We start from the raw sequence: 25,253 nt of genomic DNA on the forward strand, positions 1-25,253 counted from the left end.
GAAAAATCCGTTTATTTTCTGACAACTTTGTGAACACGAAAAAAAGACTCTCTAAAACTATGTTGAAATTAATTCACTTCATTATAAAAATTACTATTTCCATCAACTTTTATCATTATATCTTGTCGAAACATTTATATATTTAAAATTGATTTCGACATAATTTTATTTACTATAATACTGTTTACAAAAACAAAAAGAAGGTGTTGCATAAGTCAAAGTTCGACTTATGCAACATCCCTCTTTCTAAACTATTTATAGCATATTTATTAATATTTCAGGTCTTCCCCAATTCATTTCTTCACAAACAAATTTAAGTTTTTCTTCATCCATTGTGTGTAGTCCCTCTTCTAGTGAACATGAAATTGGAACTTCACAGTGAATTTGTGCTAATTGCAACGAAATATTTAAGTTCTCTAAATCACTTTCAATCTTCGTACGCTGCGCTTTCGTTAATGATTCTACATTTTCTAGTACAGCGGATACTGTTCCGTGCTCTTGAATAAGCTTATACGCTGTTTTTTCACCGATACCTTTTACACCTGGATAATTATCACTTGTATCTCCCATGAAAGCTTTTGCATGGACGATTTGCCACGGCTCTACACCTTTTTCTTCCATGATTTTCTCCGGTGTGTAATATTCGTAATTTCCAATTCCTTTACGCAGAAGCATAACTGTAACGTTCTTATCAACAAGTTGAAGTAAATCTGTATCACCAGTTAAAATATAAACTTCAGCTTCATTGCAATATTGTTTTGCAAGCGTACCGATACAATCATCGGCTTCGTAGCCTTTCATACCGATAACTGGAATGGATAATTTCGCAGTCATTTCTTGCACTAAATCAAATTGAGGAATTAATTCTTCTGGTGGCGCTGCACGATTTGCTTTATAATTCGAGAACGATTCTGTTCTAAATGTCGTACTTCCCATATCCCAGCATGTAACGATATGTGTTGGTTCGATCGCTTGCGTAGCTGTTAACAAGTGTTTCATATAACCATGAATCCCGTTTGTAGGGGTTCCATCTTGTCGTTTCATAAATTGTCCGTAGACACTTGTTGCGTAAAAAGCACGAAATAATAGTGCCATACCATCAACTAATAATACTTTTTTCATAATTCCTCTCCTATTAAAAAAATAATAACCTCACGTTATCACGTAAGGTTATATAAATAGATTACCATTCTACGTTTTTGCTCAACTTTGTCTATTATACATGGTTTTTTTATATTTAGCACCATTAACACATTAAGACATCCTACTACAACAAGTATGCAATATGCCTGAATACGTATTTTTTCCAGTAGAAACAACGACAGCCTTTGCATTTCCACTAACAATATGCGAACCTTTAAAACATACATTTTCAAGCTCAAGTGGATTATAATCTTTCATCCGTTTTAATGGAATAAATCGTTTACGTTCAAGGTGATAGCAGCTTTCAAACTTCTCTATACTCGCTTCGTTTCCCGTTAACACAGACTCATTTACTAATAAATCATCTGCATAAATAATACGTACATCAGCTGGCACAGCATCTCCAGCCGAAAGAAAAATCATATCTCCAGGTACAAGTTCTTGCACTGGTATCTCCATCATTTTCAGTTCACTATTTAGCCCTGTACTACTAGAACATTCTACTCTAGATACAGTAATCGTTTCACGTTGTAATTCATCACACACACGTTGTTTTGAAAAACCTGGGATCATGCCACCAAGCTTCATCATTACTTCTGCAAGAAGTGCTCTTTTTGAAGTTAGTTCATTTCGGCCATATACTTGAATACGTTTTTGTGCCTCTTTCATTGATAGTCCGTCTCTTGTTGTTTTAAAATATGCAAATACAGATTTTACATCTCTTGTTGCAATTTCAATTAATAAATCTTTATTTTTTTGAAGCATTGTTTGTTCTTTTATTGATTTTTTACTTAGTTTATATGACGTGTTACCCACAGTTTTGTTTGCATATAACATATTATCGTCTCCTCCTTTACAACATAGGAAGAAACGCTTTGTTTCTCAATTTATCCACTTTACTGTGAAAGTGTCTAGCGCTTTATAAACGCTACATTGTGATAAATATAGAGGGAGGAACAAATCGTTTCCTGCCTACATCATATATTTTTGATTTGAAGTATATGGGTAACGGAACCGAGTCAGAATTTGACATGCTCCTCACCTCCTCGTTTAATTTTATAGTTTATACTATGAAATTACTCATAGCTTGGTAACAAAAAAGACCCCTACCCTTAAGAGAGTAGTGGCCATTACATACACAAATAAACGATTTCTAATATAATTAGAAATCTACGGACCTCTCCCTCACCGAGTTTTAGCACTGTATAGCATAGGTACATTACCAGCTACGTTAAGAAAAACCTTAATTCGATCATTCCTGTTGACCCATTGGCGTCTCTCGACATTTTTGGGCAGTAGCATTTCTCTATACAGGAGCCTCACCTAACAGAGACTTATTTTCATTACATTGAAAATGTTACTCTTATTTAAAATAGATGTCAACCGTAGCCTACAATTTTTTCAAAAGGTATGGCAAACTAACATATATAAAGTGAAACTTTAATCAGTGGGGTTTTGTTCATCCCCCACTGATTATTAGCCCTCACCAATCGGGCTGCCCGGCAAATAGCGGAATAAAATAAAAAACTTTACGTTTAAACGTAAAGTTTTTAATAAGTTATACAGCCAGCAATTACAATCCCAATTGAAAGCGATAAAAACATAAGAAAAAGACCGACTGCTTGATTATCTTCTTCAAGACTTTTGTTTATATTAAAGCGTGGTGTAAGCCACTCAGCTAAATAAAAAACGATAATTTGAGCCAAAATCCCAACTGCTCCCCACGAAATCATATCAAGAAGTGAAATTGAATTAGCTGCTGTCGAATATAAAACAATAGCTAACCCAAGTAATCGTCCTCCAAGCACATAGCTTACCGCCTTATTCCCTTGAGCCATTAACTTAAATTCCTTAACTTTCGTTGTCACTTCCATCAAGAACAGACCAATACATAAAAGTCCGAGTGTTACTGCTAAATATGATAAAAAATTAATCATTTTTCCCCCTCCTTTTTATACCTACCGGTAAATAGTACGATTCATTTCCTGTAATCTTTTCTCCCGCGCGAATACCGATACTACTTGCTTTTCCAGCAATTAAAAAAGAACCAAACACATACGACAGTTTCTCCATCCCTTTTTCTGTTTCCAAGGATACGACTGGAAGTTCTATATACTTTTGAAATATCGGCAGTGAAGTTTTATACGTTTGATGTGCATTTTGAAGCATAATATTTTCATCCTTATCGCGAATCGTAATTGTATCTCCTTCTCTACCAAATGAAGGTTTTTGAACGAAAGAACCTTTTCCTAAAAATAAATCTGGTTCTAAATATGTAGGTAACATATATTCTTTAATCCACTGTTGTTCCTCGTTTGTATAAAAGACCTCTTCTTCTGCTAACCCCCAAATAAGACACTGAATTGATTTTGGCTGAAGTAAAAATGCTGACAAAGGATTTATTATAAAAAGCTTTCCGGCTTTTACAAGTTGCAGCAGTTCCACACCTACCAAATCTCCTGTTTCAGGATCTTGATCCTCAATTAAATCTTCTATCGGATATGTTTGACGATATAAAACATCAATCTTCGCCCCATCTTTATCAACTAGAGCACCTTTCGTAATTCTAAGTTCTGACATTGGCACTACTTTATTTTCAACATGGCATAACTGACTTAAATACATAGTCGTATTCCAATCCTCAATATGTTCATGATGTGCTGTAAAAACAACATTTGGATTGTCTAATCCCTTTGTCGCTTCCATTACAGCTTTCGTAACACCAGAAGATAGTAATCGTTCTTGATCCGAGTTTGGATCATCATAACCTAGGTTTTCACAAACTTTTCCATTCATTTGAAAGCATTCCATAATAAAAGTTGGTGTATCACTATTAAACTCAAGCATTTTAATTTGGTTATCAACCGTTATAACGAAATCAAATCGTGAAATAACAGATTCAGGATATAATCCTTTCATTCTAATGAATGATAAGCTCGCAGGAGGAAAACCAAGCTCAAGAAGCTGTTCGTCACTTAAATTTCTCAAAAGTCTAGCAGTCTTAAAAAATATTTTACCCATTCGTTCAGTCGCTAAGTGTAATTGTTCCAAAGTCTGATTTGTTATAGAAAAAACATGAAACAAACTATATTCACATTCATATAAATCCGACCAAAAATTCGGATATTTTAAATAAAAATCTTTTCGATCCCTTATGTATTGCGACATATTTTAGCCCCCAAATCCTCCCTTTGAACCGCTTCCAATTCCACCTTTAAATTCAGCAGACGATTGATACGATTTAAACGCCGATGAATTTTTAAAAGTGGATTTATTTTGATAATATCGCCCACCATAGAAATAATGCCCACGATAACCTGAACTACTATCATCACACTGCCATACCCCAAGTTCATCATCCCAATCCCAATCAGAACAACTATTATCATTCGGTTTTGGGGGAAGATCTTGTGCGCAACCAAATAAAGTGCCAGTCATTAAAGACGTTACGACACCACCTACTAGCCATTTCGTTTTTGTCACCTTCGCACTCCCCTTTTTAAATTCTATTCCTATTATATAGGATGGCATGATAAAGTAGAAGAAAAAGGAAGAAGAGGGATGAAATGCGCTTAGAATATCGACTTAATGATGAAACGAAAGGGTATCCTGCTTTATGGAACTACGCCAATATTTCTAATTCTGAAATTATCGCACGCATGACTTGTGAATATTTTATTAAAGAGAAAAATACTTATGTTGTTACTGCAACTTCGGTTGATCCAGACGGAACAGCAGTTATTTATATTCAAAAAGAAGTTTTCGCCAATGACCCTTCAGACCCTACATACTCCCACATCGGTTTTGAAATTAGAGAACTAAGTGAAACGAGTTCAAGCTTAGTAGATAGTCAAGATGTATGGAACTACGAAGAAATTTTACCATCTCTTCATTCAGATATTATATATATTCAGCGAGACGGCATGTCTATGGAATTCTCCTTGGATTCAAGAGAGATTGATGAAGACAGAAAGTGCTACATTTATTACGGAAACTTCACAGGTGAATCAAGATAATATTGATATATCTATGCAACAAAAAAACCTTACGTATAAAACGTAAGGTTTTTATATAGCCCCACATATGCCGTTCTCTCTAGATGTCCATAAACCTGCTCTCACAGGTGGATGCTCTCACAAATGTTTGTAACTTCCTTCTTAAAAAGATGGCATGTTAGCTACATTTAAATATTGAACTTCCATATTAAACTTATTGGTTTAAGACATGCATAAGCTACGTACACCGTAGGAATTTTATATAAGGTTAGTTGAAATAAGACCCCCGCACGTGCCGCTCCTCGTAAATGTCCAAAAACCCGCTACTCGCAGGTGGATGCCCTCACAGTTACCGTACATCTTCCTCCACAAGGAAGGCTTGATGATGGTCGCTAAATATTGAGCTTCCGTATAACTAACATCGGTTTTAGACATAAATAAGTTACGTACACCGCAGGATGTATTATTTACTTGTCGTTATATTATCACATTGTTTCCAATGTGTAAAATACAAAGTTTTTCGAGCAATCTCTTGCTTGTGACCTTATTTTAATACAAATTATTTTTGCATGCAAGTGATTAATCTTCTTCTTTTGCAATTTGATTTTCCGGATAAGAAATCCAATCACTCCAGCTACCCGCATACAATTTAACATTTTGGAATCCAGCCAATTTTAACGCAATGATATTTGGACATGCCGTAACACCAGAACCACAATATACAATGGTTTCCTTATCTTTCGACAGATTTTGGAATCGTCCTTGTTGCTCAGCTTCATTCTTAAATTGTCCTGATTGCAACATTCCATCCTTCCAAAAATAGTTTGCTGCTGTCGGAATATGTCCTGCTTTATGATCGACAAGTTCCTCTACACCAGCATAACGTTTTGGCTCTCTTGAATCAATTAACGTAACATCTGCACCTGCCTGGATATTCTCTCTTACTGTTTCCATCGATACAAGCATATGATCTTGTATGTTTGTTTTGAATGTTTTTCGTATAACAACAGGAATTTCCGTTGTTGTCGGTAGTCCATTCTCTTTCCAAACCGGGAAACCACCATCTAATATATATACTTTCTCATGTCCTACATAGTTACATAACCACCATAAACGAGCAGCATTTGCACCAGCTTGACTGTCATACGCAATTACTGTCGTATGTTCATCAATACCAACCTCCGAAAGCTTGTCCGCAAACTCTTCAATGCTTGGCAACGGGTGGCGGCCACCATGCTCTACTATAGGACTTGATAAATCTAAATTCAAATCAAAATATAAAGCATGAGGAATATGTTCTTCTTCATACTTTTCTCTACCCCAATTAGGATTCGCTAAATCAAAACGACAATCGATTACACGGACGTTCTCATCTTCTATATGCTCACGTAACCATTCGACTGTAACTATCATCTTTAACGACCTTCTTTCTCTTGTAAACGACTTACATACTCCATAACCATTTCTTCTGTAACATATTTACGCTGCAAGGTAACACCATTTTTTGCAAGATCATTAATTTGCTTTGTTACAACATTAATGACATCAACCGAAAATTCTTTCCCATTTGACGCAAGAGATACGGCTGCTTCAATAGCTGCTTCACGCTGCGCATCTAATTGTAAACATGCTTTTACACTTTCATTTTGTTTACGAGAATGTGCTGTAATTGCTTTATGTACTTCCATCTTCTCTTCCCCCTAAATAAGTTATACGTTCTAATTCAATTCCATTGCAAGCCGAATCATATCACGGCATACAATGCCATTTTCAATAATCTCTTCTTCATAATGCTTCGAAAAGTAATCAAAATCAATAGAAAAAATACGAAATCCACATTTTTGATATAAAGCAAGTTGTGAAACACTAGAATTGCCTGTACCAACTTCCAGTTTTGACATACCATATCCTTTAGCAGTTTCTACAGCATGACTTACTAGCTTCTTTCCAATCCCTTTTCCTTGCACATGCTCTGCAACCGCAATATTCATGATTTCCATCGTCTTTGGCCTTGTTTCCAAAAGAACATATACACCGATAACGCTACCCTCTTGCTTTGCTACGTATGTTAATCCTCTTTGTACATATGTAGCTATTTGCCGTTCACTTGGATCAGCAAGTAGCAATAAAGACTTCGGTATAGCTTCTTCTTTCGAAATATACTCTATTACTACACCCATAAAAATTCCCCTTTCTCTATTGTTCTAAACCCTCCTTGTCTACCATAAGTAATAGAAAGGAGGGGTTCATCATGGACAACAATGAGAAAAAATGCAACGTCATCTCTATTGATGGAAAGAAGAAGAAAAGCGACACGTATTCCTATCCAAAATTAGTAGTAGAAAATAAAACATATGAATTTTCTTCATTCGTCTTATGCGGTGAAACACCAGACGGCAGACGACTCGTTCTTACTCATATGATTTCTACCGATGAATTTGCTGGATTTGTAAAATCTTTAGATACTGTACTGCAAAAGAAAATTGAACGAATCTTTTTCTCATAACGACTATATAACATAAATTTCTTTTTCAATCTCTACTAACTGCTTGTGCAATTGTTCTTTACTTTGCTCATATAGAGATACATCAATCGTTTCAGCCAATGCAAATAATATACTTTCATAATAATTCATCACATCTTGCTGCATTACTTTTTGGAATAAGTTCCATTTCAAATCCCACTCTTGCTTATAATGATGAACAAATAAATCTTTTTCATCAGCTACATAGTTTGATACGAAAGGTTCTAATACAACTTTAGCCTCTTCTTGCATGAATGCTTTATCATTTTTTTCAAAAAAGCTTTTTTCATTTTTAAAATGTGCCAGTGCTTTTTTGAAATCTTTTATTTCAACTGAAGGGAACGGTTCTTTATGTGTAATATCTTTATATTCATACTCCACTGTTCCATTCATAGAAATTGATTGATTTTCTACTTTACAGTTCACTACAATTTCGTCCTTTGCACGCTTCATCGCTTCGTCTATCCATTTTTCAAGACGTAATGATGTCGCACGCATTTCTTGTAATAAATCATGCTGAATAAATGCTACTAATTCCATAACACACTGTTGCAATTGTGTTTTCACATTTCCATCCGTTCGAAGTGACGCCGGATTAATAAATTCAGTAAACACATCGTTATAACGTAGGAATAGACGCTGTTGCACGTAATAAAGCAACTCTTTCACTTCATTTTGCATCGCCTGTTCTTCAGCAAGTACACTATATGATGAAATGATATGAAGTAGTTGATCACGCTCTGCTTCATATTTTTTCGTTTGCTTCTCTTTCTCTTCATTCCCCTGCTTTGCACCATTTATCATGTTTACTAAAAGCTGATCTGCCCCTTGCAACGCACCGTATAGAGCATGCACAGAAACAAGCATTAAATCTCTCATCATAAAGGACGTAAATGATTCCTCAAACTTAGTAATTCCAGAGTTTTGTAAAATACCATACTTCTCTTTTTCAACACTCTTTCCTTGTTTCTCTTCAAGCGCACATAAACTTGAAATTGCAAATAAACGCGGATTTCTAATACCGTATTGCAGTAGCTGATCTGCGATATAACCTTTTACCATTTCAAGTTCTTCTTCAGACTCTGCTAAATCCGCCGCATTAATTAAGAAGAACATTTTATCAAGGGCAAAAGTATCCTTTACACGACCAAGCTGAATTAAAAATTCACGATCCGCACGAGAGAATACATGGTTATAATATGTTACAAATAAAATAGCATCTGCGTTTTTAATATACTGGAATGCAACATCCGTATGGCGAGCATTAATAGAATCCGCTCCAGGTGTGTCTACAAGCGCTACTCCCTGCCTTGTTAAAGCACAATCATAATAAAGCTCCATATACTCAACGAAGCATGATTTTTCTTCGTTCGCTACATAATCAGAGAACTCTTCTAATGTAACTTGTACTTGTTCTCCTAAATAAGTAGAAACTGCATCATACCCTTTTTGTACCGCTCGTAAAAAGCTAAATGTTGTTTTTTGCTTCCCAGTTGGTGAAGGATATTTCATAACTTTATCAATTTGTGCTAACGCCTCATCTAACGTAGTAATCTCATAATGAAACAGCTTATAAACAGCTTTCATATCTTCTAATAAAGCTTGCTTTGATTTGAATTGAACCATTACTGTTCCGTGTGGTTTTTCCTCTGTAACCGGCAAAATTTGATTAATCGTTGCCGTCGTCGGATTTGGTGATACAGGAAGTACCTTCTCACCTAGTAAGGCATTGGCAAATGATGATTTTCCAGCACTAAAAGCTCCGAATAACGCTACTGTAAATTGTTTCGTTTCCACACGACGCCTTTTTTCTATTACCTCTTGCTGTACATGTTTCAGCGCTGGCAATGGCTCTAATATCATTTCAGCTTTCTTCACTTTCTCTAATATACGCTGAATATTTAAAACTGCTGTTCCTTTTATCTCTTCTTCATGAGCCGCCCCGTTATCATTTACAATCTCCTGCTCTTGTAGTGTAAATTTCTCACTAACAATTTGTTTTTCACGTTGCAATATCTCCTCTATTTGCAATCCTTCTGGTGTAGCAACACGCTCGCGCCAAATATTTTGTAAATAACTTTCATATGTCTCTAAATTGTTACTGTATTGTAATTCCGTCTCTTTTGCCGTTTGCAACATCGTATATTTTTCAATCTCTTGTTCCATACGAGCAACTGCTTCCTTCACCTTTTGCTTTAAAACGACTGCACTTTTATCAAAAATTTGCTGAGCTTTTGTAAAATAACGTTTCTTCAGTTCATTCGCTACATCCGCTGTATAAAGAAGTAAGTAATCACCTGTGAAACCTGCACCTTGTTTAATGACTTCAGCTAACATTTCTGGTCCAAAAGCAATTTCTAAAGCATATATGTCTTTCCCAATTTCCTCCGTGAACAATCCTTCTTCTTTTAAGAAGGCCACAATAAATTCTTTCACATGAAAATCAAGTTGCGTTTCAACAGTCTTTTGAAGGGCAGAATAAAACGCCTCTACACGTCTTTGTTTTTCTTGCTCCGTCTTTCCTTTTGCAAATAGCAAACCAACTTTAAACTTTGTTAATTTCGTTTCTAAATATGCATTTGCCAATTCTCTCATTTCAAATGGCATTAAATACGCGTTATCTAATATAGCTTGTAAACCTTTTATAAATTCGTTTCTCACATGAGATTCTTTACTAGCCTCGCGATGTTTAATTTCCGTTAGCTCTTCTTTCTTTTCAACTATTTCTGAAATCGAAAGCGGTGATGCTAACTCTTCCTCATATGTCAAAAGAGCTTTTTCATTTTCAGAAAGAATAAACGAGAAATGTTCCCCCATTAAATATTCTGTTTCTCGCTCCATTCCATCTCTTACATACTGCTCTTTTTCTTTCATAATAGATGTAATTAATGTTTCTAAGCTTCCAATTTCATTTTGTGGATGGTTCATCATTCTTAATGACGTATAATAAACTCCATCTACTTCAATATCCCAGTTAGAGAACGATTGTTTTACACTATCTTTATAATCCTCAAACGATAATTCATTTTCTTTATGTTTATCTATTTGATTTACAACGAGATAAACCGTTTTATTACGTTGTTTCAATTCTTTAACAAATTGTAAATTCACTTCCGATTGGACGTGATTATAATCCATCATATAAAAAATTACGTCTGCTAGATGCAGCGTTGATTCTGTCGCTAATTGATGGGCATCATCTGTTGAATCAATCCCTGGTGTATCAACTAACATAACACCCTCAGGAATTGGCGCATCATTCCGATAAATATGAACACCAATTACCTCATCACCGTCTTTACAAATTTGTTTTAATTCTTCCGCTGAATATGCACCATCATATTCGTACTGTTCTCCAGATTTAATCGTTACAACAACACGATCAAATCCCTTTTCAATTTTAACGACGTTAGCGCTTGTCGGAATTGGACTTGTTGGTAACAACTGTGCTTTATATAGATGATTCATCATCGTTGATTTCCCTGCAGAGAAGTGACCGCAGAACGCTATCATAAGCTGTTCTTGTTTATATTTTTGAATCACCTCAAACAACTTTAAACTATTCTCTGCATCGCCGTGTTTTTGCCACTCTTCATAAAAACAAACAAGTTTTCTCATACCGTTTGTCTGTACTATGTTTGTCATCCCCTTGTTCCCCTTTATCCAAGATGTATATACTTTTCTCTGCTATTTGCGAGCTCATAACCAGTGAGAGTTACACCTACCCATTGATTACAGTTTCACTTTACTATCATACTAAATTTTCAGCATATTCTCATTAAAAATAAAAAATCCCTTTCATTCTTTTTACAAATGAAAGGGATTTTATGTCATATCACTCATTTTGCTGTTCCTACCCCATTTAAAACATACTTTGTAATAACTGCATATACAACGACTGTACCTGCTACTAATGCATATACCATACTTACGCACCAACCTTTTTTGATAATGATTATCACTTTTGAATACAGTTTATCATTAAAGAGAATCATTATCAACACTTTTCATAAAGAAAGCCCCTTATAGGAAGGAGCTTTACTGCCTGTTTTGAAGAAGGTTAAAACTTGTTGTGCACTCTTATTATATCTCATAATACGCATCTTAACAGTTTTAAAAATTGGAAATTACCTATATACCCTCTTCTTTACATTTTGTATAATAAAAGGGAATTACTTAACAAGGAGGAAAATAATGACACAAAACATTTCACAAGGCGAGAGGATACATTCCATCGATATTATTAGAGGAATAGCTGTATTAGGTATTTTTCTTGTTAACTGGCCAATTATTGCCGGGGTTGACTCACGTGATATTACAGGAATTTACGAAGGGATAGACAGCTATATTCGCCTATTTTACGATATGTTTATTCAAACGAAATTTTATACAATTTTTTCGTTTTTATTCGGATTAGGTTTTTATATTTTTATGAATCGTGCTGAGGCGAAGACCGATCGTCCAAAAACTTTGTTTGTTCGCCGCTTACTTATCTTATTATTATTTGGGTTCTTACATTACGTTCTTTTATGGGACGGTGACATTTTACATACTTATGCAATTACCGGGTTTTTCTTATTTTTATTTTACAAAAGAAAGACACGTACTATTTTAATATGGTCAATTGTACTATTAAGTTTCATGCAATTGTTCACATTATTAGGTTCTCTTGTCATGTTATTAGTGCCGGTAGATGAACTAGGCCTTTCCATAGCCATTATGCCGTTAGAAAACTGGGGCTTACAAATTACAGACAGATTCTATTCTTTCTATTCTGAAGCAATAAGTAACAGTCTTATTATGCTTCCTGAAACACTAGGATTGTTTTTACTCGGATTATATGCCGGTAAAAAAGACATTTTCCGCCGTGCTAAGGAATTAGATCCAAAACTTAAAAAATGGCAAATCATTATGTTCATTTTAACATTACCGATGTGGTTTATTATGGTTTACTTCTTTATGAACAATCAACCATACACACCATTTTCACTTATGGGTATTACGATGATAAGCGGAAAGACATTGTTCATCTTCTACATTGTCACGTTAATGCGTTTATTACAAAAAGAAAAATGGCAAACAGTATTACGTCCATTCCAATACGTTGGACGAATGGCGTTAACGAATTACATCTCACATACAATTGTTACATTACTTGTATTTGGGCTACTATTCAAAAATGATTATCTTGCTCCATTATGGGTTGGACCACTATTCTGCGTCGGTTTCTACACGTTACAAATCTTTATTAGCCGCTGGTGGCTTTCACATTACCAATACGGGCCACTTGAGTACATTTGGCGTCTTGGTACTTACGGGAAAATGATGCCACTTAAAAAGAAAAGCAAGGTCTCATAACGAGACCTTGCTTTTTTACGCTTCTCTTACTGCACTTTGCATAGACACCGGCTCTTCTTTTACTTTCACTTTGCGCTGCGGCACCATATTAAATACGATATTTAACAATACTGCTGATGCACTTCCAAGTACAATTCCGTTATCTGTTAAAATACGAATGCTTTCTGGAAGTTGTGAGAATAATGTAGGAACGACTGTTACGCCAAGCCCAATTCCAACAGAACATGCAACGATTAATAAGTTTTCTTGTCTTCCAAAGTCAACGCTACTTAACATTTTAATACCATATGCCATAACCATACCAAACATTGCGAGCATAGCACCGCCAAGTACTGACTTCGGAATAATTGTTGTGATAGCTGCAATTTTCGGAATAAACCCAAGAGCGATTAACATACCACCGCAAGTATAAATAATAACGCGATTTCTTACTCCAGTTAATTGAACAAGTCCTACGTTTTGAGAGTATGTTGTATATGGGAACGCGTTAAAAATACCACCTAACACCATCGCTAATCCTTCTGCACGATACCCTTTTGTTAATTCTTTTTCACCGATTTTTTTATTGCAAATATCAGATAATGCAAAGTATACACCTGTTGCTTCTACAATCCCTACACAAGCAACGAGAATCATTGTAATAATTGGTGTTAATTCAAATGTTGGTGTACCGAAGTAAAATGGCTGAATACCATGGAACCAATCCGCCTCTCCAACTGCTTGCAAGCTTACTTTCCCCATAAATGCTGCAGCGATAGTACCGAACAACAAACCTAATAGAATAGAAATTGAACGGATAAACCCATCAAAGAAACGATACATAATGATGATAAATAATAACACTCCAAATGCTAACGCTAAGTTTTCAAGACTTCCGAAATCTTTGCTTCCTACTCCACCAGCCATATCATTAATAGCGGCTGGAACAAGTGTAACTCCAATTACTGTAACGACAGACCCTGTTACAACTGGTGGAAACAGTTTTACAAGCTTTCCAAATAATTTCGCAAAAATAACAACGAATAACCCGGCAGCAATAATTGCCCCATAGATAGAAGACACACCGTATTGTTTTCCAATTGCAATCATCGGCCCAACCGCTGTAAATGTACAACCAAGTACAACTGGGAGTCCAATACCGAAAAAGCGATTTGATAATGCTTGTAAAATTGTCGCAACGCCGCACATTAATAAATCAATTGAGACTAAGTATGTTAACTCTTTTTGATTTAAACCAAGTCCGCCGCCTACAATAAGCGGTACGATAATTGCGCCAGCATACATAGCAAGCATATGCTGCATACCAAGCGATGCAATTTTAAATGGATGCTGCTTCATTGCTTATTTCACCTCCGCAGTTTCATGCTGTACAAATGTAACTGTGCCGTTATCAAGTGATGCAATTTCTGCTAGTGATTCAACACGAACGCCTTGTTCACGAAGCTTCTTTCCTCCATCTTGAAATGCTTTTTCAATAACAATTCCAATTCCTGCAATACTCGCTCCAGCTTGCTCTACTAAACTCATTAAACCTAAAGCAGCCTGACCGTTTGCTAAAAAGTCATCGATGATTAATACACGATCATTTTCATCGATATGATTGCGAGATAATGAAATTTCATTCGTTTCTTGTTTCGTAAATGAGTATACGTTTGCAACGTACATATTATCTTGTAACGTTAACGATTTACGTTTTCTTGCAAAGATTACTTTTACACCAAGCTCTAATGCAGCCATAACTGCTGGTGCGATGCCTGAAGATTCAATCGTTACGATTTTTGTAATGTTCTCTTCTTTAAAACGTTTAGCAAATTCTTTTCCAATCTCTTGCATAAGTACTGGGTCAATTTGATGATTTAAAAATGCATCTACCTTTAATACGTCACCAGATAAAACCTTTCCTTCGTTCAAAATCTTTTCTTGTAATACTTTCATGTTTGTTCCCCCTCTTATGCAATAAAAAACTCCAAAAGCCGCCACCACTCGTTACAAGTGAGAGACGCGCTTTTGGAGTTTCGCAAAAAAGAATGCTAAACAAGCAATATATTCGTCCTCACTCATAGTCAAAGTATTTACGGTACTTCGGTAGAAACTTGCAGGCCATATCCCCGCGATTATATGAGTGTAGCTAACTATTTATTTTATAGATGGATTATAACGCACTTTTTATACTTTGAAAAGTATTTATTAACAAAACACGTACAAATTTTATAAAAACATCATTTTCGTTCGAGTTTTGTAAACTCTTACATATTATTTCAAAGCGTCGTTAAAACAATTGGCCCATCTTTTGTAATTGCAATTGTATGCTCATATTGCGCTGATAATTTCCCGTCCATCGTTCTTGCAGCCCATCCATTTAAATCTACTTTAGAATATCGCATACCTACATTTACAATTGGCTCAATTGTAATTACCATTCCTTCTTGCAACTCAGGCCCTTGTCCTTGTTTCCCAAAATGAAAAATTGCTGGTTCTTCATGGATCTCTTTACCTATTCCATGTCCCGTAAAGTCTCTTGCGACAGAAAAACCTTCATTTGCTACGTAACTCTCAATTGCATACCCAATGTCTCCTACATGATTACCGATTACCGCCTGATCAATCCCTTTATACAATGCATTCTCAGCTACTACCATTAACCTTTCCGCTTCCTCAGAAACATTTCCAACTCTATACGTCCAAGCAGAATCTGAAAGACCACCATTTAAGTTTACTACCATGTCAATTGTTACAATATCTCCTTCATTTAAAGGAACATCGGCCGGAAACCCATGACACATTTCATCGTTTACAGATGCACATATCGCATATGGATACCCATTGTAACCTTTCTGTTCAGATGTGGCACCATGCTGTTTTAAATACATTTCAACAAACGTATCAATCTCTTGTGTCTTTATACCTGGCTTTATCATTTTCGCAATTTCTTTATGACATGAAGCAAGTAATTTTCCAGATTCATGCATCAAATCTATTTCATTTTTCGTTTTAATTGTAATCATACTACCTCTACCTTTCCTTGCTAAACCTACTATTTACTACTAAAATTCTATCATACACATCTTCTTCCACAATTTCCAATTACAAAAGCAAATATCCTTTATCTCTATTTTCCGAATATAAATTTTTAGTTAATTCGATTTTTAAGATATTATATCTAGTATTTTTTATTGATATTTACTTATAAACAAAGTATAGTGTTACCATACTATTAAAAGGAGGATTATTAAAGATGATGCACGCAGGAAGACTACGTCAGCAAACTTTGAACAATAAGTAACTTAATATGTTCAAAGGCTCTGTTTTCATAAAGCAGAGTAAACGGGATTAGTCTGCACATTTTTAATAATCTTCAACGGAAGAGTACACTTTCCACATGAAGAAAGGCAGATATACGTCTGTCTTTTTTTCGTATATTTTTTCATACAAAGAGAGGCGTTTATTCATTATATCCTCGTTTACTCTTAACCACAGACAGAAGCTCGTCTGTGGTTTTTTTATGATTACATTTCCTTATATCTCGCTACTTTAATCATATTGATGTAGTTAGAAACAATTAGTAACAGAAAACATTAAAATTAGAATAAACATTTGGAGGAAATGGGAATGAATACACTTAAAGTTAAACAATTAGCAAATAAGGAAGGACTAAATATATTAGAAGATTCAATAGTAATTAATGAATCTGGCGTTGACTTTCAAGTAGCACACGTTAAAGAACAAAACGGAGATAAATGGATACTAAGAATTCCTCGTAGACCAGAATCTATGAGACATGTCCAACGAGAAAAAAAGCATTAGAACTTATGAAAAAACATGTAGAATTCCAAGTTCCTGATTGGTCTATATTCTCTGAGGAACTAATCGCTTATAAACAACTAAGTGGCGTTCCTGCCGCTACTATCGATATAGAACGACAAGAATATATATGGAACTTTAATGAAAAGAATGCACCAACTGAATACAATATTTCATTAGGAAAAGTTCTAGCGAATTTACACTCATTACCTCAGCAAAAATTTAATAATATAGGTGTTGAAATTCTTACTGCTAATGAATTAAGAACTTCTATGAAACAAAGGATGAATCGAGTGAAGGAACAATACCACATCAATCAAAACTTATGGGATCGTTGGCAAGCATGGCTAGCTGAAGACTCTTTTTGGCCATCTCATGTAGGAGTAAAGCACGGGGATATACATCCAGGTCATATCCTGATTGATAAGAAAAATAATGTAACTGGCTTAATCGATTGGACAGAAGTAGGGATAGCTGATGTATCTATCGATTTCGCTTCCCATTATCTGCTCTTTGGGAAAGATGGACTAACAAAGTTAATTAGTTCTTATGACAATTCTGGCGGTAAAACTTGGTCAAGAATGGATGAACATATTATCGAACTTCTAACAACAAGTAGTATCACTGTTGCTGAATACGCTCAAGTATCAGGTTTGAAAGACATGCATGAAATAGCTGTACACATGCTATCAACTGAAAGTTAATGTAGTTGCAAAAAACAGAAGAACCCTCTTCTGTTTTTTGTTATTTTCCACATATATAATTCATTTTCAAAAACTCAAAACAACTACCGTTTGTTTTTTGTATAAACGTCCCAACTGCTTCAAACCCTGCCCTTTTATATACTTTAATAGCTCTCTCATTAAATTTCACTACTGATAGTGTTATATAATTGCACCCATATTTTTCTTCACTAAAAGCTAGTCCCGCATTCACGAACTGTAAACCAAATCCATTGCCAGTTATATCAGGTCTCATTCCAAGTCCTATATCAACCGTTCCATTATTCATTTTACAAACAGTAAAAAAACCAATGAGAGTGCCATTTTCCTTTACAGAAAATGTATGATTCCCTCTACTCTCATCATGTAAAAACTCATCTAAATCTTCTTCATCTGCCGCTATATCATAAAAAGAATATTTCCCTTCATAGTGCCAGTTATATGCAATCTCTTCCGCTTCTTCTTGCGTCATTACTGTATATGTATAAAGCATTCTTTTATCCCCCTTAAAAAAAGAGCTGCAATTGAACTGCACCCCAATTGTTAGACACAGTCTAACAATTGGAGGTGCAGTTTTTCTATGGCTAAATTTACAGCTGATGAAAAAATACAAATCGTTCTACGTTATTTGAACGGAAATGAAAGTTATCGAGAAATGGGTAGATCGCTCGGTATAAGTGACACAATCATTTTGAATTGGGTAAACCAATATAAACAGAATGGTCTGGAAGCTTTTCTAAAACGATGTACAAATTACACACAACAATTTAAACTAGACGTACTAAACTTTATGATTGAAAACGGTATGTCCTTATTTGAGACGGCAGCTATCTTTAATATTCCTGCCCCTTCAACGATTTCTGTTTGGAAAAAACAGCTCGAAACACAAGGAATTGATGCCCTTCAATCTAAGAAAAAGGGGCGTCCATCCATGAAAAAAGATTCAAATAAACAATTAAAACAACCTTTAGCTGAAGGGTCAGTCGAAGCACTTGAAGCACGCATTAAACAGCTTGAGATGGAAAATGAGTACTTAAAAAAGTTAAATGCCTTAGTTCAAAACAAGGAAAAATCACAAAACAAGACAAAGCGCAAGTAGTCTATGAATTAAGGCATAAATATTCGGTGAAGGCACTCGTGGAGCTAGCTACTATTCCTCGAAGCACGTATTATGATTTAGTAAAGAAAATGAATCGTCCAGATGTAGATGCCGATTTGAAAGCTGAGATTAAAGCGATTTATGAGGAAAATGAAGGTCGTTATGGTTACCGTCGCATTCGTGATGAATTAACGAATCGTGGCCAGAAAGTGAACCACAAGAAGGTTCAGCGCATTATGAAAGAGCTTGGGTTAAAGTGTGTTGTGCGTATGAAGAAATATAAATCCTATAAAGGAAAAGTCGGTAGAATTGCACCTAATATTTTAGAGCGTAATTTTCATACAGATGCACCGAATCAAAAGTGGGTAACAGACATCACAGAGTTTAAATTGTTTGGAGAAAAACTGTATGTATCACCTGTATTAGATTTGTATAATGGTGAAATTATTACCTATACAATTGGTTCTAGACCGACGTATTCGCTTATTTCAGACATGTTAGAGAAAGCATTGGAACGTTTACCTGAAACGCACCAGCTACTGATGCATTCGAATCAAGGATGGCATTATCAAATGAGACAATACGTCCGTACTCTTGAATCAAGAGCTATCGTCCAGAGTATGTCTCGAAAAGGCAACTGTTACGACAACGCAGTAATAGAAAATTTCTTTGGGATTATGAAGTCGGAGTTCCTCTACATAAAAGAATTTGAAAATGTAGAGCACTTTAAAATAGAATTAGAAAAATATATAGATTATTATAATACGAAACGGATTAAGGCAAAATTAAAAATGAGCCCGGTACAATACCGGACTCACTTTTATCAAGCTGCCTAATGAAATAACCGTGTCTAACTTTTAGGGGTCACTTCACAATTAAGCAGCTCTTTTTTATAACTCATAAATTTCTTTATACTTCGCTTCTAAATAATCTGCTAAGTAGTTTGCATTTAATCCTTCGCCTGTCACATCTTCTAAAATTTCAAGTGGCTTTTTCGTTTTACCGTATTGGTGAATATTTTCTGTTAACCATTCACGAATTGGTGTTACGTTTCCTTCTTCTAATAATGCGTCAAAGTTCGGAATGTCTTTTAACATTCTTTGCTTAAACTGTGCTGCATACATGTAACCAAGCGCATAAGATGGGAAGTATCCAAATGAACCACCAGCCCAGTGAACATCTTGCAATACACCTTGTGCATTATTTTCCGGACGAATGCCTAAATATGCTTCCATCTTATCATTCCAAGCTGCTGGTAAGTCCTTCACTTGTAATGTACCATCAAATAATTCTTTCTCAAGCTCATAACGAACCATAACATGAAGCGGGTATGTAAGCTCATCTGCTTCTATACGAATGAATGACGGTTTCGATTCGTTAATTGCATCATAAAACTCATCAACTGACATATCATCAAATTGACCATTGCTATACTCTTTTAATAAATCATAATTCTTCTTCCAGAATGATTTATTACGGCCGATAAAGTTCTCAAAGAATAATGATTGTGATTCGTGAATACCCATAGATGTACCACTGCAAAGTGGTGTACCTTCAAATTGTTCTGCAATATTTTGTTCATATACTGCATGACCACATTCATGAATTGTTCCAAAAACAGCCATACGAAAATCTTTTTCATCATAGCGTGTCGTAATACGAACATCCCCTCTATTTAATGTAATTTCGAAAGGATGTACTGTTTCATCAAGACGACCTGCTTCAAAGTCATAATTCAATTGCTTCAATAATTCTAATGTAAAGTTCTTTTGTTTTTCTTTTGAAAATCGTTCCGATAAAGCACTTGTTTTTAATCCTTTTTTAGACTCAGAGATTTCTTTTACAAGCGGTACGATGCGCTCACGAAGTTGACCAAATACGTGATCTAAAACTTCCACTGTAATACCTGGCTCATACATATCTAATAATGTATTGTATTTATATGTTTCATAACCCCAATATGTAATAAATTTCTTTTTAAATTCCACAATTTTTTCTAAGTATGGGCGGAACATTTCGAAATCAGATTTTTCGCGAGCTTCTTCCCACACACTCTCCGCTTTCGCTTCTAATTTCACATAAGCCTCATATTCAACTTGTGGAATTTTTTTATTTCTATCATATTCTTTCCGGCACTCTTCAACCATTTTCTTCGTCGTTTCAGAAAGTTTATCTTCGCGTATTAAAGCTTCAAGCTCTGTTAAATAGTTTCCCATCTCATCTGAAGTCGACATAGCAAACACTTCTGACGAAAGCATACCAATTACTTCAGAACGCTGATCCACACCTTTTTTTGGTGCACCTGTTCTTAAATCCCAAAACATTAAACTTAATGCTTCTCCATAATTCTGTATCTTCTTCACGTATGTTAAAAATTGTTTTTCTACTTCATATGTAGCAACTGTCATCGTATAAAAGCCTCCTTTTTCTACCTCAAACTTAATTCGACACGGAAACATAAATTCCTTTTATAATAGAAAAAAGCTTGGCAAGCGCCAAGCTTTTTCCTTATAATTCTTTACCTTCTACTGGCAGTACATTTTTCACAGCTGCAACTACTTTCTCATCTTCTGAATCAGATAAGAAGATTGATATAGCACCTTTATCGTCGCTCGTACGAATTAAACGTCCGATCCCTTGACGAAGTCGTAAAATCATATACGGTACATCTACATCCCAGAATGGATCATTTACGTGCTTACGTTTCGCTTCAAACACAGGATCGTTTGGAGGGAATGGTAATGACCAAATGATAACATGTGATAATGATGAACCTGGAATATCTAAACCTTCCCATAAATGAACGGCACAAAGTACAGTCTCTTCTTCATTTTGGAAACGAGAAACGAGCTGACTAATTTCCTGATCTCCTTCATATAGGAACGGAACTGACATTTGTTCTTTACTTACATATTCTTTAAACGCTGCAAGTTCTTGTGTTGTACGGAATAATACAAGCGTACGTCCATTTGTTTTTTGTATATTTTCAAGTGTATATTGACACTTTCTTTCCCATTCATTTTCTTTCGTATGCGATAGTAAGTTTACCGCCATTTGCTCCTCATAATCAAACGGTGAGGCAACTGAGAATGATAAGTAATCTTTTACCCCTAGACTATTTGCTGTAAATGCGAATGAATCGTTGTTCGATAATGTCGCAGAAGAGAAAATATACGGGATTTTCTTCGAGAATACTTTCTCTTGTAACACCTCTTCAACTGCACGCGGCATAATAACTAACGTGAAGGCACCATCACCTTCTTCACCCCATGTAATTACATTTTTCTCGTGCATAAACAGACGAAGTGAATGTTCTAACACATCTAAATGCTCATCAACGATATTTAAGTCATACGTGTTTACTGTATGCATTTCACTTTCAAATACTAATGCATCACCGACTTCACCAATTTTTGCATAAAGTCGCTTCGCTTCAGCTGTTACTTTTTCTGTCACAGTAATTTCTAAACGATCAGAACCGGCAATTTCCTTTTTATTCTCTTGTAACACATCAAAGAATCGCTCTGTTTGCCAAATTGTTTCTTCTACTAAATGCGCAAACTCCTCGCGAATATCGTTTTGTAGCAATCTCGTTAAAAGTTGCTCCATCATCGTTTGCTTTAAACGGTATGTTAAAGCTTTTTGAGCTGCATATTCTACAAGATGTCCTTCATCGAATACAACGCAGCTACTTTCTGGTAATAACGGAATTTGCCCTTCACGCTTACGAGCATCGTACGTCCAAATATGATCCATATAGAAATCTTGAGAACAAATAATTAAATCTGCTGCTTTACGATAATGTTCACGAGAAAGAGTTTGTCCACAGCGATGACGAGAATCACAAGTAAAGCAATCTTGGAAGTAATCCCAATTTACTTTTGACCATTCTTCGTCATTTAAAAGTGGAAATTCTTTTCTGTCACCATAGTGAGTAAAGTTTTGCATCGTACCATGATCAAATACAAACTGTGGTAACTCATAATATACGTCTTCAATTACTTCTGGAGCTCGTCCACTCATAACATCTTCAAGTTTACGTAAGCATAAATAATTATCCATTGATTTTGCAAGCCTTACATCAACAGAGAGCCCTAATGCTTCAGATAACTTAGCAATGTCCCCTTCTTCTTTCACAAGTTGCTCAATTAACGTTTCATCTGCACAAGCAATAATAGCTGGTTTCCCAGTATAACGCGCGTAACAAATTGCATATAGAAGATATACAATTGTTTTCCCTGTTCCTACACCCGCTTCTGCGAACATAACTTTCTTTTCTTGGAAAGCGCGTTCTAACTGAAACGCCATAAAAATTTGTTCATCACGCTCTTCAAAGCCTTTTTCCGGAAGGATGTCGTAAAATACATCTCCAATCCACTCATTCAACTTATCATAAAAATTATCTTGTTTTCCTACTTCAAATGGTAATCTCTTCTCAGTAAACATCCTTAGCCTCCAACCAAAAAGTTTTTCTATAAAAAGATAATAGCAACTGCTACGCATATGTATGCATTTGCTTTCCCCTGTTGCCATACATAGAAATTCACGAAAAAAAATTTTCCTTTCGAAAAAGGAAAATTTTCTTCTATATTAATGACTTTAAATACCGTTTATCAATCGCTGTTTCATGTGAAAGAGCTGACAGATATTCTTCTTGTGCTTTTTGTATTTCATCTACAATCGCACCTTGACTATCCACTTCTTTTCCGAGCTCATCATACGTACGGTGAATAGCTTTTTGAATCATTGATAATTGGAAACTATCCATATCACTTCCTCCTTTACGCATTACATAATAGCCAGTATATGCGCGCTGGAGGAGTTTTATACTATGAATTACGCGGTGGACGTTTTCCGAAGTATTGGTAGTAATCTGTACGGATAAATCCGTTAAACAGTTTACGCTTCTTCGACGCATCTTTTCCGTAACACTTCTCAAATGCTTCGTAGCTTGTTAATACATACGCTGACCATGTATCTAACGGACGGAATACTTGTCCCATTTCTTTATACAGTTGTTCAACGAGTGCTTTTTCACTTAAACGTTCTCCGTATGGAGGATTCGTTACAACGTAGCCATAATCCTCTTTTGTTGTGAAATCTTTTACCTGCATTTGTTTAAATGTAATTAAATCACCTAAACCTACTTCTTCTGCGTTATCTTGAGCAACTCGAATCATACGATGATCAATATCTGATCCTATGATTTGTAATCGTTGATCATAGTTCGCTAAATCTTCAGCTTCTTGACGCGCTTCACGCCAGTTTTGTTTACCTACCCAGCCCCACTCATCTGATGCGAAACCACGGTTAAATCCTGGCGCAATGTTTTGCCCAATTAATGCCGCTTCAATCGGAATTGTACCTGATCCACAGAATGGATCAACAAATGGACGATCTGGCTTCCAGTTTGTTAATTTAATTAAAGACGCAGCTAATGTTTCTTTTAACGGAGCTTCCCCTTGATCCATACGGTATCCACGTTTATGAAGTCCAACACCACTCGCATCAATTGTTAATGTTGCAATATCCTTGAGCATTGCAATCTCGATACGGAATAACGGACCATCTTCTTCAAACCAAGTTGTACGTTTATATGTTGTTTTTAATTTTTCAACGACAGCCTTTTTAACAATACGTTGGCAATCCGAAACACTGAATAATTCAGATTTTAAAGATTTACCGATAACAGGGAACTCGCCATTCTCTGGAATATAATCTCCCCAGTTTAATGCTTTCGTTTTTTCAAATAGCTCATCAAATGTTGTTGCTTTAAATTCGCCAACTTTAATTTTTACACGATCCGCAGTACGTAACCATAAATTCGTGCGACAAATCGCCTTTTCATCTGCTTCAAATGTTACTTTGCTGTTTTCTACTTGACATTCATAACCAAGATCGCGAACTTCTCGGGCAACTAACGCTTCAATACCCATTGCCGCTGTTGCAATTAAAGTAACTTTTCCCATTTGCATTCACCTCTTATGTATATTCAAACAATAATTAATAGCAATTGTTCCTATTAATCATTACATTTTACGAAAAATTTTCTCATTAACCATTTTAACTCATACTTTATAACTTCATACAAATAAAAAGCCCTCCTCTAACAAAGGAGAGCTGAGTTATTTCATAGTTGGTTCATAACGTTCTGTAAGCCATGTTCTGTTCCTTTGTACTACAAACGGCCCACGCCTCGTACTCCGGTGGCAATCATCTATCTACAGGTTATAAAACCTGTCCTTTCCCGTCGTTCATTTCCTTGGAAAAGATTCCCCTACCATTATTTGGGTTTCTCGCTCGTGGGGTTTACCTCGTTCCACTCCTATCATTTCTTCAAGGACTTCGTCACTGTGGCACTTTAAAGGTAGTCAAACCATATCCGAAAGGACTTAGGTTTTTTCCCTGCCGTTAAACCAGCCTTACAGCCAGAATACCCTAGCTTATGAATTGGCTAGGCACGAACACTACAGCCATCTCAGGCCGTGCGAGCATGGACTTTCCTCTACAACGTTGGCGTTGCAGCGATTACCCAAACGTTATGACATCCATTAGTATAGTGGAAACAAAAAGATTTTGCAACGTTTTTTTCTATGTAAAATGCTTAAACC

General features: G+C 35.7%; 22 protein-coding genes, 3 other RNA genes, 1 pseudogene and 2 riboswitches. Of the genes and pseudogenes, 5 read left to right on the forward strand and 21 right to left on the reverse strand.

The window, feature by feature from the left end; translation table 11 throughout:
• Positions 1-255 precede the first annotated feature (255 nt).
• From N2V92_RS26890 to N2V92_RS26910, 5 genes are all read right to left on the reverse strand, one after another.
• Positions 256-1,122, reverse strand: a complete 867-nt coding sequence (locus tag N2V92_RS26890; protein WP_000757071.1) for a 5'-3' exonuclease — start codon at positions 1,120-1,122, stop codon at positions 256-258.
• Between the two features lie 132 nt (positions 1,123-1,254).
• Entirely contained in the window at positions 1,255-1,980 is a 726-nt protein-coding gene (locus N2V92_RS26895; RefSeq protein ID WP_000964950.1) for a P-type ATPase, read from the reverse strand.
• 335 nt (positions 1,981-2,315) lie between these two features.
• Positions 2,316-2,481, reverse strand: a riboswitch (M-box (ykoK) riboswitch).
• A gap of 212 nt (positions 2,482-2,693) precedes the next feature.
• Positions 2,694-3,080, reverse strand: a complete 387-nt coding sequence (locus tag N2V92_RS26900) for a DUF350 domain-containing protein (RefSeq protein ID WP_000606873.1) — start codon at positions 3,078-3,080, stop codon at positions 2,694-2,696.
• Positions 3,073-4,311 (reverse strand): glutathionylspermidine synthase family protein, encoded by a 1,239-nt coding sequence (locus N2V92_RS26905; protein ID WP_042597489.1) that lies wholly within the window; start codon positions 4,309-4,311, stop codon positions 3,073-3,075. The genes N2V92_RS26900 and N2V92_RS26905 overlap by 8 nt, the downstream gene beginning before the upstream one ends.
• A gap of 3 nt (positions 4,312-4,314) precedes the next feature.
• Positions 4,315-4,626, reverse strand: a complete 312-nt coding sequence (locus N2V92_RS26910; RefSeq protein ID WP_000169030.1) for a hypothetical protein — start codon at positions 4,624-4,626, stop codon at positions 4,315-4,317.
• An 83-nt stretch (positions 4,627-4,709) separates the two neighbouring features.
• On the opposite strand from N2V92_RS26910, the gene N2V92_RS26915 reads away from it, so the two are divergent.
• Positions 4,710-5,159 carry a hypothetical protein gene (locus N2V92_RS26915; protein ID WP_001235522.1) on the forward strand — a complete coding sequence of 150 codons (450 nt, stop codon included), beginning with the start codon at positions 4,710-4,712 and terminating at the stop codon, positions 5,157-5,159.
• 54 nt (positions 5,160-5,213) lie between these two features.
• On the opposite strand, the gene ssrS (N2V92_RS26920) is transcribed toward N2V92_RS26915, so the two are convergent.
• The 5 genes from ssrS (N2V92_RS26920) to N2V92_RS26940 form a co-directional block, all read right to left on the reverse strand.
• Positions 5,214-5,397, reverse strand: a non-coding RNA gene (gene ssrS, locus N2V92_RS26920) — 6S RNA.
• Positions 5,398-5,418: 21 nt separating this feature from the next.
• Positions 5,419-5,601: non-coding RNA, 6S RNA (gene ssrS / locus N2V92_RS26925), on the reverse strand.
• Between the two features lie 116 nt (positions 5,602-5,717).
• A complete protein-coding gene (locus N2V92_RS26930) occupies positions 5,718-6,551 on the reverse strand; it encodes a sulfurtransferase (RefSeq protein WP_000637581.1) in 834 nt (277 codons plus the stop codon).
• 2 nt (positions 6,552-6,553) lie between these two features.
• Positions 6,554-6,826 carry a YpbS family protein gene (locus N2V92_RS26935; RefSeq protein ID WP_000451820.1) on the reverse strand — a complete coding sequence of 91 codons (273 nt, stop codon included), beginning with the start codon at positions 6,824-6,826 and terminating at the stop codon, positions 6,554-6,556.
• Positions 6,827-6,856: 30 nt separating this feature from the next.
• Positions 6,857-7,318, reverse strand: a complete 462-nt coding sequence (locus tag N2V92_RS26940) for a GNAT family N-acetyltransferase (protein WP_000539329.1) — start codon at positions 7,316-7,318, stop codon at positions 6,857-6,859.
• Positions 7,319-7,389: 71 nt separating this feature from the next.
• Here N2V92_RS26940 and N2V92_RS26945 point away from each other — a divergent pair, with 71 nt between their 5' ends.
• Positions 7,390-7,644 (forward strand): DUF3931 domain-containing protein, encoded by a 255-nt coding sequence (locus tag N2V92_RS26945; RefSeq protein WP_000369740.1) that lies wholly within the window; start codon positions 7,390-7,392, stop codon positions 7,642-7,644.
• Positions 7,645-7,647: 3 nt separating this feature from the next.
• On the opposite strand, the gene N2V92_RS26950 is transcribed toward N2V92_RS26945, so the two are convergent.
• Together N2V92_RS26950 and N2V92_RS26955 are read right to left on the reverse strand one after the other, a co-directional pair.
• Positions 7,648-11,307 (reverse strand): dynamin family protein, encoded by a 3,660-nt coding sequence (locus tag N2V92_RS26950; protein WP_000182183.1) that lies wholly within the window; start codon positions 11,305-11,307, stop codon positions 7,648-7,650.
• 194 nt (positions 11,308-11,501) lie between these two features.
• Positions 11,502-11,657: a hypothetical protein gene (locus N2V92_RS26955; RefSeq protein ID WP_000600126.1), complete on the reverse strand. Its 156-nt coding sequence runs from the start codon at positions 11,655-11,657 to the stop codon at positions 11,502-11,504.
• Positions 11,658-11,856: 199 nt separating this feature from the next.
• On the opposite strand from N2V92_RS26955, the gene N2V92_RS26960 reads away from it, so the two are divergent.
• On the forward strand, positions 11,857-13,020 hold the full coding sequence (locus N2V92_RS26960) for a DUF418 domain-containing protein (protein WP_000193087.1): 1,164 nt from the start codon (positions 11,857-11,859) through the stop codon (positions 13,018-13,020).
• Positions 13,021-13,035: 15 nt separating this feature from the next.
• Here N2V92_RS26960 and pbuX read toward each other — a convergent pair whose 3' ends face one another.
• From pbuX to N2V92_RS26975, 3 genes are all read right to left on the reverse strand, one after another.
• The gene (pbuX, locus tag N2V92_RS26965) at positions 13,036-14,358 is read right to left on the reverse strand and encodes a xanthine permease PbuX (protein ID WP_000809208.1); all 1,323 of its coding nucleotides are present in this window, start codon (positions 14,356-14,358) and stop codon (positions 13,036-13,038) included.
• 3 nt (positions 14,359-14,361) lie between these two features.
• Complete coding sequence (locus N2V92_RS26970; protein WP_000866482.1) at positions 14,362-14,955, reverse strand: xanthine phosphoribosyltransferase; 594 nt, start codon at positions 14,953-14,955, stop codon at positions 14,362-14,364.
• Between the two features lie 105 nt (positions 14,956-15,060).
• Positions 15,061-15,162, reverse strand: a riboswitch (purine riboswitch).
• 116 nt (positions 15,163-15,278) lie between these two features.
• Positions 15,279-16,025, reverse strand: a complete 747-nt coding sequence (locus N2V92_RS26975) for a type I methionyl aminopeptidase (RefSeq protein WP_000628412.1) — start codon at positions 16,023-16,025, stop codon at positions 15,279-15,281.
• 604 nt (positions 16,026-16,629) lie between these two features.
• Between N2V92_RS26975 and mphL the strand changes: the two are divergent.
• Positions 16,630-17,525: pseudogene (mphL, locus tag N2V92_RS26980) on the forward strand (macrolide 2'-phosphotransferase MphL).
• 40 nt (positions 17,526-17,565) lie between these two features.
• Here mphL and N2V92_RS26985 read toward each other — a convergent pair.
• On the reverse strand, positions 17,566-18,036 hold the full coding sequence (locus N2V92_RS26985) for a GNAT family N-acetyltransferase (protein WP_000967501.1): 471 nt from the start codon (positions 18,034-18,036) through the stop codon (positions 17,566-17,568).
• Between the two features lie 87 nt (positions 18,037-18,123).
• Between N2V92_RS26985 and N2V92_RS26990 the strand changes: the two genes are divergently transcribed.
• A protein-coding gene (locus tag N2V92_RS26990; RefSeq protein ID WP_340864145.1) for an IS3 family transposase occupies positions 18,124-19,478 on the forward strand; the annotation gives its coding sequence in 2 pieces (ribosomal slippage) (positions 18,124-18,577 and positions 18,577-19,478; 1,356 coding nt in all).
• 54 nt (positions 19,479-19,532) lie between these two features.
• Here N2V92_RS26990 and ypwA read toward each other — a convergent pair.
• From ypwA to rnpB, 5 genes are all read right to left on the reverse strand, one after another.
• Complete coding sequence (gene ypwA / locus N2V92_RS26995) at positions 19,533-21,050, reverse strand: carboxypeptidase (protein WP_000215085.1); 1,518 nt, start codon at positions 21,048-21,050, stop codon at positions 19,533-19,535.
• 100 nt (positions 21,051-21,150) lie between these two features.
• Positions 21,151-23,088 carry an ATP-dependent DNA helicase gene (locus N2V92_RS27000; RefSeq protein WP_000493696.1) on the reverse strand — a complete coding sequence of 646 codons (1,938 nt, stop codon included), beginning with the start codon at positions 23,086-23,088 and terminating at the stop codon, positions 21,151-21,153.
• 139 nt (positions 23,089-23,227) lie between these two features.
• The gene (locus N2V92_RS27005; protein ID WP_000376895.1) at positions 23,228-23,410 is read right to left on the reverse strand and encodes a DUF3921 domain-containing protein; all 183 of its coding nucleotides are present in this window, start codon (positions 23,408-23,410) and stop codon (positions 23,228-23,230) included.
• 61 nt (positions 23,411-23,471) lie between these two features.
• On the reverse strand, positions 23,472-24,611 hold the full coding sequence (locus N2V92_RS27010; protein ID WP_000521224.1) for a THUMP domain-containing class I SAM-dependent RNA methyltransferase: 1,140 nt from the start codon (positions 24,609-24,611) through the stop codon (positions 23,472-23,474).
• A 180-nt stretch (positions 24,612-24,791) separates the two neighbouring features.
• Positions 24,792-25,182: RNase P RNA component class B (gene rnpB / locus N2V92_RS27015), an RNA gene on the reverse strand.
• Between the last annotated feature and the right edge of the window lie 71 nt (positions 25,183-25,253).

The organism is Bacillus sp. CH_48 (assembly GCF_038008465.1).
Classification (GTDB): Bacteria; Bacillota; Bacilli; order Bacillales; family Bacillaceae_G; genus Bacillus_A; species Bacillus_A thuringiensis_S.